Raw genomic sequence first — 14,986 nt, forward strand, 5'->3', positions numbered from 1 at the left:
TACCATTTACTTTGAAAAATATACTTTTTTTTATTCTTGGTACTACACACAATTCATTCAGAGGGAACATAAACGTTACATGAGCGTTTACATTCCGTTGATGTTTCTCTAGTATGAAATGATACATATAAAATACACACACTACATAAGTCGAGCTATTTATTTACACCGGAACGGAGAGGACAGAAAAAACCTGAAGAAGCGAAGCGGTCGCCTTTATCACCAGATTTTCCCCTTGCAAAAAGGGAATCCAAAAAATCTGGGGATAACAGAGATTGGAAGGTTATTCTGTCATCGAAGTGTATAGGTAAATATCTTTGGTTCAACTTATGTACATCACAAGGGAGATTACACATGCGTACACATGGTTTGAAACGTTTCGCCAGTTGGTCTTTATCCATTCTCTTAGGCACATCACTTCTGCTCACACCGCTCGCTTCAGAAAGCGCTCACGCGGCTGAGGCAGATCAGGAAACCACCATTACTCTGCTGGGTACCTCTGACATTCACGGTCGGTTTATGCCATGGGACTATGCACTCGATGGGCCTAATCCGTCTGGCAGCATGACTCAGCTCTACACGATGGTGAAAAAAGTCCGCTCCGAAAATCCAAACATGATTCTGCTGGATGCCGGAGATATGATTCAGGATAACTCCGCCGAGCTGTTCAATGATCAGCCGCAGTCTCCTATGATGGTAGCGATGAATGAAATGAATTATGATGCCTGGGTTATGGGTAACCATGAGTTTAACTTTGGTCTGGACGTGCTGGAGAAGATTTCTTCCCAGTTCAAGGGCCAGGCGCTTGTCGGTAACATTTTCAAAGAAAACGGTGACCGTTACATGCCTGCATACACGATTATTGAGCGGGATGGAATCAAAGTAGGTGTCATTGGCATGAACACCCCGATGATTACCGAGTTTGAGAAAGGAACCAATCATCTGGATGGTGTAACCGTCAAGGACCCGGTCGAGGAGACCCGCAAAGCGATAGCAGAGCTGAAAGGCAAAGTGGACGTGATGGTTGGACTCATGCATATGGGGCTGGATAACGAGAATGGCAAACCGGGAACCGGGGTGACGGATATCGCCAAGGCCAATCCGGAGCTGGCTGCTATTTTTGCAGGACACATGCATCAACTAATTGAATCGCAGACGGTAAACGGGGTGCTGATCTCCGAGCCGAACAAATATGGTACACATCTGTCTCGCATCGACCTGAAATTTGCCAAAGAGGACGGCAAGATCGTGCTCAAGAGCAAGGAAGCCAAGGCACTCGCTGTCAAAAAAGCAGATGGCACGTATGAAATATCCGATCCTGCCTTGGAACAAACCTTACATCCATTTCACGAGTTCGCTCGTGCGGATGCCAACATTGAGGTAGCTGAGCTGAAAGGAACCAATCTGGTTCCCGCAGATGAGATTAAGGGCATTCCAGCGGTACAGATTCAGGAGACCCCCCTTTCCGACTTTTTCACAGAAGTCATGCTGCATTACAGTAAAGCCGATGTGGTTGCACATCAGATTGATAATGACAAGGCCAAGCTCGATGTAGGCCCGATCAAGAAAAAGGATATTGCGTTCAACTACCAGTACACTTTTGGTGAAGTGACCGTATATGAAGTGACCGGACGTGATCTGAAGGATTACATGGAATGGTCTGCGGGATACTTTAATTCTACACGCCCTGGAGACGTCACGATCAGTTTCGATCCGAAGCGCCGTGCCTCCAAGTACAGTACGGATGATTTCTTCGGCGGTGTAACCTATGAGATTGACCTGACCAAGCCGTATGGCAGCCGGATTACGAACCTGAAATATAGCAATGGTAAAGCCGTTCAGGCAGTGGACAACATCAAACTCGGTATGAATGCATACCGGATGGAAGCGTTGATTGCCAAAGGCGGGGCGCTCGAAGGACGTAAGTTCACACAGTTCTGGTCGTCCAAGGATGCTAAGGCGTTCGGTGAGATCCAAGGGACCATCCGCAACCTTTCGATTGCCTATCTGAAGGATGTCATGGAAGGAGTCTATGAGCCAAAGATTCAGCATAATTGGAAAATCACCGGCGTAGACCTGACTGCACCAGAACGTGCAGATGTTGTTGAGCTGATTAACGATGGTGTGATGTCCGTGCCAACAACGGAAGACGGCAAATATACGAACATTGCCTCCATTAATATTTTGGACGCTGTAACTGCGGATGAGATTGAAGCCCTGTCTTCCAAAGCCGGAGTCGATGCAGCGCAGTTCAAAGGTGTGAAAACAAAGGGCGCATTCTATCAGCAGCTGAACAAAGCTCGCAAAGCCGTAGCTAGCAAGCCCGGTGAAGGCAGCGAAGGCGGCAAAAACGAAGCAGCAGCTCCTGCACCGGAGAAACCGATGACTACAGCGAAGCCAAAGCCTGCACCAACACCGGGAGCATCGAAGCCGGATGGAGCTCAACCAGGCAAGCCATCAACGTCCACCGGAAACAGCAAGCCTGCTCCATCTGTCTCAAGCAAAACAGCAAGGGTAACAGCGGATTATCTGAACGTACGTGCTGACGCATCCTCCAAAGCCAAAGTGATTACTTCTGTACCGAAGGGTACGATGCTTGAAGTCATCAGCACAGACCATGCTTACGGATGGGTTAAAGTGAAGGTGGCTGGACGGACAGCATATGTATATGGCAAGTATGTGACCATTCTAAAATAATCACTACACTACTGAAATTCGGGGCGATGCATCCCATGTCATTATGGGGCGGCATCGCCCCTTTTTGATACGGACTATGATCCAGCCCACCACCCCCCACTACAAAGCATCAAGCCTTAATGCTACAAATCGTTTCACGTGGAACGTTGCGCACTGGGTAACTCGGCGCTGCTTAAAGTTTATTGGGTGACTCCTGGTTTGAAAGAATGCTGCGTGGAAGGCCTCAATTCCCCGCGCCTGGACTATCGTTCATATGGATTACGTTATAATACTTACGTTGAAAACGGTGGCTGAAACCACGTAGCTGAAACTGAACTGACCAGAGCAGATTGATTCGGATTACCCTGGTCCTGCAGTCAAAGTATCCGATAAAAGGATCAGACAATGGAAGCTGCAAACGGCATTACAATCAGATTGCTAATGGAATCACTAACGATCTCAGGAAACGCTATTTGGGCTATATTTTGCGTTTTTATTTTCTAACGAATTCAGGAAAGCTTATTCAATGAGATTCATATAAAAAATAGTGTTTATCGTGGATTTTCAGCGAAATAAGGTTTCTGGAGATCGTTACAATTATAGAAGCCCTTATATTCCCCAAATAAGCTCATCTGAAATCGTTACAATATACACGGTATCCGGATTGTGCTTCAAATTCGCGATTTCAGCCTTCATAAGTAGCAGTTAACCGATAAAAAGGGCGATTGATAGATCATCATTAGAGGTCTACGGATCTACCGATCTACGGATGCACCAATAAACCTGACACACGGATACACTGGTGGTGCACTCCTACACTAGCTAATACACAATATAGAGAATTGATATACCCCTGTAATGTGAAGCCTTTTTATTTACCACCCTTCATTACTTGCACATAGGGTATAATAAGGCGAGTATACGGTACATGTACGGAGCAATACTTATAAGTAAAATCATGGGGATGTGGTATAGGCCAACGTCACATGAGTACACTGTCCGCATCCCAAACTATAACGCAAAAGAGGTAAACGATGATTAAACCGCATTTTAAAGATTACGGACTGAGTGATGAAATCGTGAGAGCATTGGACAGTCTGGGCTATGAGCAGCCTACCGAGGTTCAGACACAGGTTATTCCTGTTGCACTGGAGAAGCAGGATCTGGTCGTTAAATCCCAGACGGGCAGTGGCAAAACAGCCGCATATGGCATCCCGCTCTGTGAGCTGGTTGACTGGAACGAAAATAAACCTCAGGCCTTGATTTTGACGCCTACACGAGAGCTGGCCTTGCAGGTCAATGAAGATATCACGAACATCGGACGTTTTAAACGCATTAAAGCAACCGCGCTGTACGGACAATCCCCTTTTCATATTCAGAAAGCCGAGCTGAAACAACGAACCCACGTTGCCGTTGGTACACCGGGCCGGGTTCTCGATCATATTGAACGGGGCACGCTGCCGCTGGAGCGCATAGCTTATCTGGTCATTGACGAAGCCGATGAGATGCTGAACATGGGCTTTATCGAGACGGTACAGGCCATAATCCAGGCGCTGCCGCAGGATCGCACAACGATGCTGTTCTCCGCAACGTTTCCGGAAGACGTAGCCAAGCTGTCCCGTCAGTATATGAACACCCCTGTAGAGATCGAGATCAAAGCCAGCGGACTCACCACAGCCACGATTGAGCATGCCGTGATTCATACATCGGAAGTGAATAAAACCGCTCTGTTGCAGGACTTGTTTATTATGGAGAACCCGGATAGCTGCATCGTATTCTGCCGTACACAGGAGAATGTGGATAAGCTGTTTCGGGTCATGGCTGACCTGGACTACCCGGTGGACCGTATTCATGGCGGTATGGAGCAGGATGAACGGATTGAAGTCATGAACGCCTTCAGGCGCGGACAATTCCGCTATCTGGTGGCAACCGATGTAGCCGCTCGAGGTATTGATATTACGAATATCACTCACGTGATCAACTATGATATCCCGCTGGAAAAAGAAAGCTACGTGCACCGTACAGGCCGTACGGGTCGCGCAGGGCAAACCGGCAGAGCCTTCACGCTGTTGACACCGAAGGACGGCAGACGTCTTGCCGAGATTGAAGCCTATATCGGATTTAAAATTCCTGTTGTGAAAGCTGCTTCTGAAGAAGAAGTAGATCGCCATAGGGAAGCCTTTGAGCAGCGGCTTCGAATTGTACCCGAACGCAAAAAGGACAAGCGTGAGCAGCTGAACCAGCAGATTATGAAGCTGAACTTCAACGGTGGCAAGAAGAAAAAGCTGCGGGCTGTTGATTTTGTAGGCACAATTGCCAAGATTGAAGGCGTCAGCGCAGACGATATCGGCATCATTACTATCCTGGATAACGTGACCGACGTAGAGATTCTGAACGGCAAAGGTCCACTCGTGCTGGAGGTTATGCAACATACGACGATCAAACGCATGCAGCTCAAGGTGCGCAAAGGCCGCAAATAACAATATCCCATCGCATAATCAAACCAAAGGTAGGTATGCCGCAATCTCAATACGAGGATAAATACACAAACTCTGGAGACAGATAGACAGATCATACCCAGTAGTGGAAGTACCTCATCATCCAGTTATAGAGCAAGGGATAACAGGTCTCCAGTGGCCCGTTATCCCTTGTCTGCTCTTTACGTTGAGAATCATTATCAATATAATATAAGAAATGCCCTCATGGTAGGAGGATGGTACAGATGACCCTTACACTAGACGATCACATCTATTGGTGGAATTATGCTTCAATCCAGGTCATGGATATTCGGCTTGCCGTGCTGGAGCCAGGAGAGAACCTGCAACGTTATCAACTCCCGGCACATGCATTTGTATATGTGCTGGATGGTCATGCCACATTACAGCTAGACCACAACGTGTATAATCTGAGACGATTCCATGTCCTTCAAGGAGGCCGGGGAGCTTTATTAAATATTACCGCAGAAGAGCGATTTGAATATTATTTAATTCTGTACAGAGCTATTCTAATGTTACCCGCTTCTCATCCTCTGAAGAAACGACCGCTGCCCGATAGTCCCTTCCTGCATCAGTGTGTGTTCCTCCCGGAATATCCCATTTCACTGCTGCGCAAGCTGGAAGATATGTACGAGCACTGGACGATACAGGACAGACTCCATCAGTTACAGGCACGAGCGCTGTTCTATTCGTTTGTTCACGCCCTTCTCTCACAGATGAAGCAGCAAGGTATCAACCCCGTCCCTCCTGATCTGCCAGCCCAAGTGATACATTATATGGAACAGCATTACATGGAACCCATCACGTTGCAATCTCTGGCAGACCTGTTCGATTGCAGCATCAGCTATCTGACCAAACTATTCAAATCTCGTGTAAAGGAAAGCCCCATCCGGCTTCTAGCAATTATTCGCATACAACAGGCTGCCCGAATGCTAACACACGCAGACACGCCACTTCAGGAGATCGCTGAACTCGTTGGATACCCGGATGCCCATACGTTGAGCCGCAGTTTCAAAAAAGTATATGGCGTAACTCCCACGCAGTACCGGGCAGTTATTGCTCAGAACGGAAGCTACATACCGGATTTGCCCAAGGTGCGTACCCGATCTGCCCTTGTTGCCACTGGAACCCAATGCTATAGTTTCATTGATTACGATTCTCATTTACATCCAAGCGGAGGTTTATCCATGGTTAAGACAAAACGATCATCATCCATCGCCACAGCGGCATTGCTCTTGTGCTTCACCCTGATTCTCTCGGCATGTGCCGGCGGATCAACAGCCACGAACAACGCTGGAACAGGAACGGCAACGGAAGCAGGAGTAACTCAGCAGAAACAGCCAGCATCGACCGATACTTCCACCCCAGCGACTCAGACCTATACAGATAGTAGAGGAACGATCACCATTCCCGCCCATCCGCAGCGAATTGTCGATCTGACGGGCAGTGCCATCGGTAATTTACTGGTGCTGGGTGTCAAGCCCGTAGCATCGACTTATGATGCCATGCAAAACCCTTATCATAAAGGCATGCTGGAAGGCATCGTCGATCTGGGAGAAGGCAGCAATGTGGAAGCCATACTGAATCTGGAACCCGATCTGATCATCGCGTATGACTATCTGGTGGACAACCAGTATGAAGCTTTGTCCCAAATTGCTCCTGTCGTGAGTCTGAAATATGGTGCGGCAAATCCCCAGGAATTATTGTTAGAATTCGGCAAGTTAACGGGCAAAGAGAAGGAAGCTCAAGCTTGGATAGACCAGTGGAATCAGAAAATTGCCAAAGTTAAACCACAGATTCAGGCGGTCGTAGGCGATCAGACCGTGTCCATCCTTCAGCCCTACTCCAAAGGAATCTATGCATGGGGTAACAAAGGTGCACGCGGCGGGGAGATTCTATATGGAGAATTTGGCTTGAAAGCTCCTCCTCTGATTCAGAAGGAACTAATTGACGGGGAAGGCACAGGTGCAAGCTTATCCTTGGAGCAACTACATGAATATGCGGGCGATTATGTTTTTACAAGCAACTGGGGCTGGGATGAAGGCAATCCTGATGTGGTCTATGAAAGCAATGTCTGGAAGGCGCTTCCTGCTGTCAAAAACAAACAGGTGTATTTCATCAACGCAGAAGGCTCATTCTATAATGACCCGATTTCTCTGGAGGCACAGCTGCAATTTATTGAGGAGAGCCTCCTGAACACATCCAAATAACTGCCAGCTAATAGCTGAGCATTCGCGCACCTAGCTCACCTAAATTAGCGTCTGCACCTGTTATACTCATAAGCAGGCACATTCATTGTGCGGATAACGCTGAATAAATCCCCTCCTCCATCACTATGGAATCGGAGGGGATTTTTTGTTGCCAAGTTAATGAATCATCATGTGATTTCACCTTTTTTTCTTACGTGCTACTCCAGAAGAACATCTGAGCATTCCCCTCAATTACAAATTGATTCATAGATCCGTTCTTCCCCAATCCCGCATACACTTCACATGTTATAGATGCGATCCACCGCTGGCATCAAGACACTGCCCGGTAACCCAGCGGCTGTCCGCCGAAGCAAGAAATGCAGCCACATCTGCGACATCCTCCGGCTCTCCCCAGCGGTTCAAGACAGACAAGCCTGCTGCATATGCCTGTCCTTGCGAGTTCGTGAGTGTTCCTGCATTCATCTCTGTATTAATAATGCCCGGCTGGATTGCATTGACCGTAATCTGGCGGCTTCCCAGCTCTTTCGCCAGCAGCTTCGTGAAGGTATCCACCGCTCCCTTCGTCATGCTATAGGCAAACACTCCTGGGGAAGCCACTCGTGTAACAAAAGAAGAAATATTGATGATTCGCCCTCCATCCCGCAGACGCGGAACTGCCTGCTGCGTTACAAACAGGGGAGCTTTTACATTTATGTTCATCACTTCGTTGAAGGAAGCCTCTGTCGTCTGCTCCAGATCGAGAATCTGCCCGATCCCTGCGTTATTTACCAGAATGTCCAGCCTGCTGTCCCGTCCATGCTTCTGAACAGCATCATCAACCTTGGCAAATAATGTATGAATGCCACCCAGCGTGCGTAAATCAGCTCCAATGGCTTGGGCCTGTCCGCCATGATCTGTAATATGCCGCACAACCTGCTCTGCTTCGGCTTGCCGCGTCCCGAAGTGCACAAGCACATACGCGCCCTCCTGTGCCAGACGGATTGCAATACTGCGTCCAATACCTCTGCTCGCTCCTGTGACCAGAGCCAATTGTCCTTCCAGTCTTCTGCATGTCTCGTTCATAACGTTATCCCCCTACTGAATTAAGTAGCACCCGTCACGGGTACAGGACAGTTATATCATGAGACGACATACACAATGTTGCTCTCATATTCGGCACGGACAATCCGATCAGCATATGTAGATCATATCCGTATATCCTCTGAGCGAAGCTGGAGCTCCCGCTGAATCCGATCGGCTTCAGTCACCTTAAAGACCACTGCGGGCGTATATCGCTGCGTTATGAGATCATAGGGCGATTCAGAATCTGACGCAGACTTCAGCTGGAACAATTGATAGAAATACAGACTGCTCGGTTGATGTGAGCTTCTATGTCTGGGTGGCACCTCATAGGTCAAGTAGGGGAATTGGGATAAATCCGGCGACGATTTTTTTGGAATAGCTTTGTCAGTATGGGCACCCTCAACTAGGCGGTTCCACCGGGGATCATCGTTCATATCCTCAAGCAGGTTATAACGGGTTGAAGGCATTTTTGTATTTTCAAGGATCAAAGGGGTTGCATCCACCGTATTCGTCCTCGCGTATCCATATACATATATCTCCTGGCCTCGCTCCAGACTTCCATCCGTTCGATACAAGCTGGCATAGAATAAAGCCTGCAGCGGAGAGGTTGTCAGCTCCAGCAGGTTCGTTGGCTGGCCCTCCTGATGACACCAGGCCAGTACATGCTCCTGTTCCCATATACCCGTTTCATCCGCCATATCGTGCATATAATCATTCACGACATCGACATAGTATTGCGGGTTATCGCGAAGTAATCGAGAGAAGGTGTGGCGCAATAAACGGGAATTCTGACAGGAAAAACGCCTGTTTTCTCCGCGAAAATAATAACCGTCCTTCCCGTAAGGAAGCCTCTCGATCGTTGATAAGTAGTCTTCTATTGAATTTACCTCACACCACAAGGGATTCATCATAACAACCAGCCCTCCCGCACCCTTTACCAGATTTTTTAAAATAAAACACGCTAACAGAAGTATACGGCATCCGATCTACCTTGGCTTCATTTCCGTTTCATTTGCATTCGGACCCTCGCTCTTGCTGCTCTTGCCTTCTGGCCTGCTGCTTTGTTCATCTCTCATCGAAATGTTCACTTGCCAAAGATTGTAAATCAATTACAATATAAATGAAAGCGCTATTATTTATTCCTATCATTGTGGAGGTGTACGTAATGGGGAAACGAAAGACGGTCTGGCTTCTGGTTTTCGCGCTCGCATTCACCTTGTACGGCCTGCATCCTGAACGAGCAGGTGCGGCTAGTGTGACAATTACCAATGGCACCGATTGGCTTGATACGGCAGGCAATCCCATTCACGCAAACAGCGGTAACATCCTGCAGGTTGGCTCCACGTATTATCTGTATGGCGAACATGCAGTAGGCGGCAAATTTGACAGCGTCAACGTCTACACCTCAACCGATTTGAAAAACTGGACCTTCAGCAATGCTATTCTGACCAAAGACTCCGCCACCGAATTGGCCTCCAGCAAGATTGAACGCCCCAAAGTGATCTATAATGCCTCAACCGGGCAATATGTGCTATGGGCACATTATGAGAATGGCACAGACTATAACCTCGGCCGCGTAGCGGTCGCGACAAGTAGTACACCCAACGGCAAATTCACGTATGAGGGCAGCTTCCGACCGCTCGATTATGAGTCTAGAGACATGACTGTTTTTGTGGACACAGACGGCACGGGTTATCTGGTTACAGCCTCCCGTAAAAATGGCGGGGCTAACGATACGATGGCTATTTTCAAAATGAATGCAAGCTATACGGGGATACAGTCATTTGAAGGATGGCTGTTCGAGAATGCCTACCGTGAAGCCCCAGCCGTTGTGAAAAAAGGAAACCGCTACTACCTCTTCACCTCTCAGGCTGCCGGCTGGTATCCAAATCAGGGTGCATACGCCACGGCCACATCCATGACCGGTCCTTGGACTGCACTCACGCCATATGGCAATCCATCTGCCTTTGGTACGCAGATTCATGATATCGCCACGATTCAGGGCAGCAGCACAACCTCCTATATTTATATGGCTGATCGCTGGAATCCGATGAATCTCGGTGAGCATAAGCACATCTGGCTGCCGCTCACGCTGAATGATGCAAATGGAACAGCTTCGCTGGAATGGTATACAACATGGAATATAGATGCAGCAACAGGCCAGATTACGCTGCCCGCACTCGTCAATCATGCCCAAGGCAAAGCGGCTTCGGCCAGCTCCACTGCGTCCGGGTCATCGCCTTCGCTCGTCAATGACGGAAATTATCAGACCTCATGGGTTGCTTCCTCCAATAGTTGGCCGGCATGGTGGCAGGTCGATTTTGGTGCACCAAAGACGATTACCGAGGTCGACATTTCTTGGTTTATGTATAAAGGCTCCGAGGGGTATTACAAATACAAGATCGAGATTAGCAATGATGGCGTGAACTACGCTGCGCTGGATCGCACCAACAATCTGACATATGGCTTTACCACGGATGCTGTGCATTTTACTGCCCGCTATGTACGGATCAATATGGTCAATGCTGTCTTGTGGAACAATCCCGGCAACTGGTACACCCCAACGCTGCATGAAGTCAAAATGCTGGGTCCATCTAACCCTGAAGCCACAAGCTACAGTCAGTTTGTTTCACACAACGTACCTGATCGTATGATCCGTCACGCCAATTATGTCGCTCGCATTGATGCCAATGTCTCCCCTGCGCTTGACGCTCAGTTCCGTGTTGTGCCAGGTCTCGCCAGCTCCAGCGGCATTTCATTAGAGTCCATCAACTATCCGGGTTATTTCCTGAAACGAAACACCAGCAACAAAATTGTACTCGAGGCCTTCGCCAACACCACGGCTTATAAAGGAGATGCCACGTTCCTCATTAGCCCTGGCTGGGCCGACAGCAGCAAAGTCTCCCTGCAATCCTTCAGCCAGCCCGGATATTACATCCGGCATTATGATTACGTACTGCAGTTGGATACGGTGAATGCCTCCAGCAGCACCACAGTGAAAGGTGATGCTACATTTGCACGCATGAATTTCTAGTGTGAATCTGTTTAAATCTTATCTGCACAGCCTTGATTCAGCATCTCCAAAGGCTCACCCTGCATCTGATGAGATTCAGGGTGAGCCTGATTCATGAGAGGGTGAACATCATGGAAATCCTGCACCCCATTCTTCTAACTCTCCACCGCATGATTTGAGAATTGAAAAACGAGCTTTGGCCCATCCTCACAGCCTGTTTCCGCAGTAATCTCTTCATACACCCCACGGGTGTAATTGGATACTGTCTTGCGCCAGAAATGCTGACCTACTTTGTTTTTCTCCGCTACATTGGTGAATAGCGCCCATTTGCCCCGAAACCTCTCAAAGATCGCTGCTGCCGCCTGCTCTGCAAGTCCCAACCCGCGGAACGGCTGTAGCAGGAAAAATTCATGCATGAAATAATCGATGTCCTGCCGGCAATAAGGCGGCGTGGCAACAAAGGCAAACCCCGCAGGCATACCCGATACCTTGATAAGAAAAGGATAGAGATGTTCCGGGTCTCCCCACCATATGTTTTGCACATCGTATTGATCCTGCAATGTCCTGTACTCTGAGCCGACTTCAAATATGCCATGCTCGTTCGGCCTGTGTTCTTCTTGTAATCCGTAATGACCGGACAGGTCGTGCAGGTATAACGGGTACATGTTTTTGATGATATAAGCCTGCTTCTGATCCGTTAGTTCAACTTGAATGTTCACTGGATTCACCCTTTCCGCTTAGCTTTGCAGCACCAAGCTGCTCCGCATTTGCAACACTCGCTCTTGGCTCTATTGTAAAGTGTGCTTCTATAGACGAATATGGAGCATTCTTTTGTTAATCATTTTCTACATGCCAAAAAGCCACATCCGATCGCTCGAATGTGGCTTGAATAGGAATCTTTTGTTCATCAGTTTTCACGGTTTTTCCTGCAGTACACAATCTTTTTGATGCTGTCGATGGATAAGCAAAACCGCGCTGCCAGCTGGTCAATTGTCTCACCCTGCGTATAACGGTTACACATCTCGCGGTTGCGTTCCTGTATCCACTCGCGGCTGCCGGAACGTTCTCCCCACTTGATACGTGCTTCCTTGGGCTTGGGAATATAGATCAATCCACCGGGAAACCGGCGCTGAATTTCCTTGATCAAAGCCTCCGGAAGGACGGCATCGGCATTTGTATATTTCACATTGCTCCACTCCTTAAATGATTTCTTTAAGGCAGCAGAGTCGTGCGAGAAACTTCAGACGTTACGTTATTACTCCAAGTCAATGATGGCGGTAAAATAATTCCGGCTCTATGCAAACAACCGCCGTTGTTCCTCACATGGACTCTGCACAGAGCAAGTGGTTAAACTTGTTATGAATCGACTCATGGTAGCCCCCCTTTCAAAATTATATGTTCTAGTTGGAATGTCGATTTCCTTTATTCTTGCCCGTACTGTTTTACACTTTGCTCCAGCATGCTGCGGACCTGCTCCTGCAATTCCGGGGGAGATATCACCTTCACCTCGGGTCCATAGGAAAGCAGTCTGCGTGCTGTAAAAGAAAACTCCGATCGCGGCACAAGCCCGCGCCACTCCTGATCAACCACCGCTCTGAACAACACATCCGATGCAGCCATTCTGGCCCCGAATGCTGTGAAGAGCAGCACGACCTCTTCGCCTGCTCGATCCTCTGTCTGCTTCAGCCATGCCTTCAACGCAGGCACCGAATCATCCGTCTGATCCAGCACGGTAAGCTCACGCATCCGGTCAACACGGTATAACAGTACACGATCTTTATTCCGTGCAGGCATGTACCAGTATCCTTGCTCATAATAAATGCCGAAGGGATAGACGTTTACCCTCTTCCATCCACTCTGGGCGTGATACATAAACGTAATGGCCCTCTTGTCGGAAGCGGCTGTTAATAGCTCTGATGTCAAGGCATTCACATGTTCGCCGGGATGCTGAATAAATGCAATGTGATCCCGCATGCTTGTGATCCGTTCCTGCACATCGGCAGGAAGTGTGGAGAAATACTGCTCGGCCAGATGCTCACGGACTGAACCGTATGGAAAATCCGGCACCTGCTCCAAATATTCAAGCATCATAAACAGCCCCAGCGCCTCCTGCTGACTCAGCTGTAAAGGCGGCAAAATGCGGTTGGGCAGCACCCGGTATCCACCGTTAGCACCCACCTCGGTGTACAGCGGGAAGCCAAGCGCCTGCAATGCATCCAGATCACGCTGAATGGTGCGTACCGACACCTCGAACCGCTCTGCCAGTTCACGTGCTGTGAACTTCTGTCTGGAATCCATGAGGCGCATCATTGCAAGCCTGCGTTGATTCATCCTATCCCCATCCTAACTACGCCAAACTTTGTCATAGATGGATTGTAACATAGCGAAACGTCCCATTCCATAATTATGTAAAATACAGCATGGCAAAATGACAAGTTTATGCCTTGAGCAAGCAGGCCTCTGCATCAGACATGTAGAAATATACGGCATCTAACACGTATGGTGGGAGCCGAATACAAAAATGAGTCACATCCTTATTTCGAAGCTATGTTTGAGATTTATAAAAATCAGGGACTGCCTGTAGGCTGGTCCAGGGGCGAGTCTGCCAGTGAGGGGCAATTTATCATCTATTCCCGCCCTTCAACTGCGGGCACATCCATATCAACTGCTGGTTGAGATTTCACTTGCGCCTCCATACACGAGATGATGACCGCAAGTTATGCTATAGAAAACATTTCGAAGGAGGCTTTCTGAATGAACAATCTGGAGCATACAGGTACTAAAATTGCGAAGCTTCGCCGATCCAGCGGCATGACCCAGGAAGAGTTAGGAAGGCATTTATCCATATCTGCACAGGCCGTGTCCAAGTGGGAGAACGGCGACTCCCTGCCGGATCTACCCTTAATTGTAAAGTTAGCCAATCTCTATGACTGCTCAACCGATTATCTATTAGGGCGAGAGGGTGGACTCACCTCATTGATCCCTCAAATCCGTGAGGCATTTCATCAGATGGAATTGACAGAACGTATTGGATTTCTTGAAAAAATGATTACCCTGGCCGAGGGACCTGTATCCACAACGCCAGTTCATTCGGAAGGGCACGCCTCCCTTGTACATATCCACCTTGGCCCGACAGGGCTGGGTCTTTGGGCAAAGGATCGCCTCGTGTGTATCGCCTCGCCAACCTTTCTTGAGGAAGCGGTTGAAACGTTAAGTACAGAAGCGGAGTTCCCATTCACCCTGCTATCGGATGAGGTACGGCATGTTTTGCTCATCCTGCTGCGAAATATAGATGATTTGAAGCCGTATTACGCAGTAGATGAAGAGACATTGCGTACACAGCTTCCGGCATCCGTCGATCTGGAGCGTGTTCTTACGGAATGCATTGAACTCGGATTCGTCGATCGTGTACGCGGTGGATATCGGCTGAATTTCAGAGCTGATCTTACAGTTCGCCTGCTTGCCATGATTCATCAGATGATCAACAAGCAGGGGTCCATGAATGTGACGGTAGGCAAGTAGATTTCAAT

Annotated in this window: 10 protein-coding genes; 5 read left to right on the forward strand and 5 right to left on the reverse strand. The window is 48.4% G+C overall.

Annotated elements, in window-relative coordinates:
- Positions 1–354 precede the first annotated feature (354 nt).
- The 3 genes from IEW26_RS22040 to IEW26_RS22050 all read left to right on the forward strand — a co-directional run bounded on the left by IEW26_RS22040 (position 355) and on the right by IEW26_RS22050 (position 7,381).
- Positions 355–2,697, forward strand: a complete 2,343-nt coding sequence (locus IEW26_RS22040) for a 5'-nucleotidase C-terminal domain-containing protein (RefSeq protein WP_188593915.1) — start codon at positions 355–357, stop codon at positions 2,695–2,697.
- 1,013 nt (positions 2,698–3,710) lie between these two features.
- On the forward strand, positions 3,711–5,156 hold the full coding sequence (locus IEW26_RS22045) for a DEAD/DEAH box helicase (protein WP_188593916.1): 1,446 nt from the start codon (positions 3,711–3,713) through the stop codon (positions 5,154–5,156).
- 242 nt (positions 5,157–5,398) lie between these two features.
- Positions 5,399–7,381 carry an AraC family transcriptional regulator gene (locus tag IEW26_RS22050; RefSeq protein WP_188593917.1) on the forward strand — a complete coding sequence of 661 codons (1,983 nt, stop codon included), beginning with the start codon at positions 5,399–5,401 and terminating at the stop codon, positions 7,379–7,381.
- A 285-nt stretch (positions 7,382–7,666) separates the two neighbouring features.
- Here IEW26_RS22050 and IEW26_RS22055 read toward each other — a convergent pair whose 3' ends face one another.
- Complete coding sequence (locus IEW26_RS22055; protein WP_188593918.1) at positions 7,667–8,443, reverse strand: SDR family oxidoreductase; 777 nt, start codon at positions 8,441–8,443, stop codon at positions 7,667–7,669.
- A gap of 122 nt (positions 8,444–8,565) precedes the next feature.
- On the reverse strand, positions 8,566–9,354 hold the full coding sequence (locus IEW26_RS22060) for an FRG domain-containing protein (RefSeq protein WP_188593919.1): 789 nt from the start codon (positions 9,352–9,354) through the stop codon (positions 8,566–8,568).
- A 254-nt stretch (positions 9,355–9,608) separates the two neighbouring features.
- Between IEW26_RS22060 and IEW26_RS22065 the strand changes: the two genes are divergently transcribed.
- On the forward strand, positions 9,609–11,477 hold the full coding sequence (locus IEW26_RS22065; protein WP_188593920.1) for an AbfB domain-containing protein: 1,869 nt from the start codon (positions 9,609–9,611) through the stop codon (positions 11,475–11,477).
- 134 nt (positions 11,478–11,611) lie between these two features.
- On the opposite strand, the gene IEW26_RS22070 is transcribed toward IEW26_RS22065, so the two are convergent.
- From IEW26_RS22070 to IEW26_RS22080, 3 genes are all read right to left on the reverse strand, one after another.
- A complete protein-coding gene (locus tag IEW26_RS22070) occupies positions 11,612–12,175 on the reverse strand; it encodes a GNAT family N-acetyltransferase (RefSeq protein ID WP_188593921.1) in 564 nt (187 codons plus the stop codon).
- A gap of 188 nt (positions 12,176–12,363) precedes the next feature.
- On the reverse strand, positions 12,364–12,642 hold the full coding sequence (locus tag IEW26_RS22075; protein ID WP_111272059.1) for a CD3324 family protein: 279 nt from the start codon (positions 12,640–12,642) through the stop codon (positions 12,364–12,366).
- 236 nt (positions 12,643–12,878) lie between these two features.
- The gene (locus tag IEW26_RS22080) at positions 12,879–13,787 is read right to left on the reverse strand and encodes a helix-turn-helix transcriptional regulator (protein WP_188593922.1); all 909 of its coding nucleotides are present in this window, start codon (positions 13,785–13,787) and stop codon (positions 12,879–12,881) included.
- A 423-nt stretch (positions 13,788–14,210) separates the two neighbouring features.
- Between IEW26_RS22080 and IEW26_RS22085 the strand changes: the two genes are divergently transcribed.
- Complete coding sequence (locus tag IEW26_RS22085) at positions 14,211–14,978, forward strand: helix-turn-helix domain-containing protein (protein ID WP_188593923.1); 768 nt, start codon at positions 14,211–14,213, stop codon at positions 14,976–14,978.
- The last annotated feature ends 8 nt before the right edge of the window (positions 14,979–14,986 follow it).

This window comes from Paenibacillus silvae (genome assembly GCF_014639235.1).
Taxonomy (GTDB): domain Bacteria; phylum Bacillota; class Bacilli; order Paenibacillales; family Paenibacillaceae; genus Paenibacillus; species Paenibacillus silvae.

Coding starts and splice junctions, on each gene's coding strand:
- IEW26_RS22040 (WP_188593915.1), top strand. CDS start 355: ATGCGTACACATGGTTTGAAACGTTTCGCCAGTTGGTCTTTATCCATT.
- IEW26_RS22085 (WP_188593923.1), top strand. CDS start 14,211: ATGAACAATCTGGAGCATACAGGTACTAAAATTGCGAAGCTTCGCCGA.
- IEW26_RS22060 (WP_188593919.1), bottom strand. CDS start 9,354: ATGATGAATCCCTTGTGGTGTGAGGTAAATTCAATAGAAGACTACTTA.
- IEW26_RS22045 (WP_188593916.1), top strand. CDS start 3,711: ATGATTAAACCGCATTTTAAAGATTACGGACTGAGTGATGAAATCGTG.
- IEW26_RS22080 (WP_188593922.1), bottom strand. CDS start 13,787: ATGAATCAACGCAGGCTTGCAATGATGCGCCTCATGGATTCCAGACAG.
- IEW26_RS22065 (WP_188593920.1), top strand. CDS start 9,609: ATGGGGAAACGAAAGACGGTCTGGCTTCTGGTTTTCGCGCTCGCATTC.
- IEW26_RS22055 (WP_188593918.1), bottom strand. CDS start 8,443: ATGAACGAGACATGCAGAAGACTGGAAGGACAATTGGCTCTGGTCACA.
- IEW26_RS22050 (WP_188593917.1), top strand. CDS start 5,399: ATGACCCTTACACTAGACGATCACATCTATTGGTGGAATTATGCTTCA.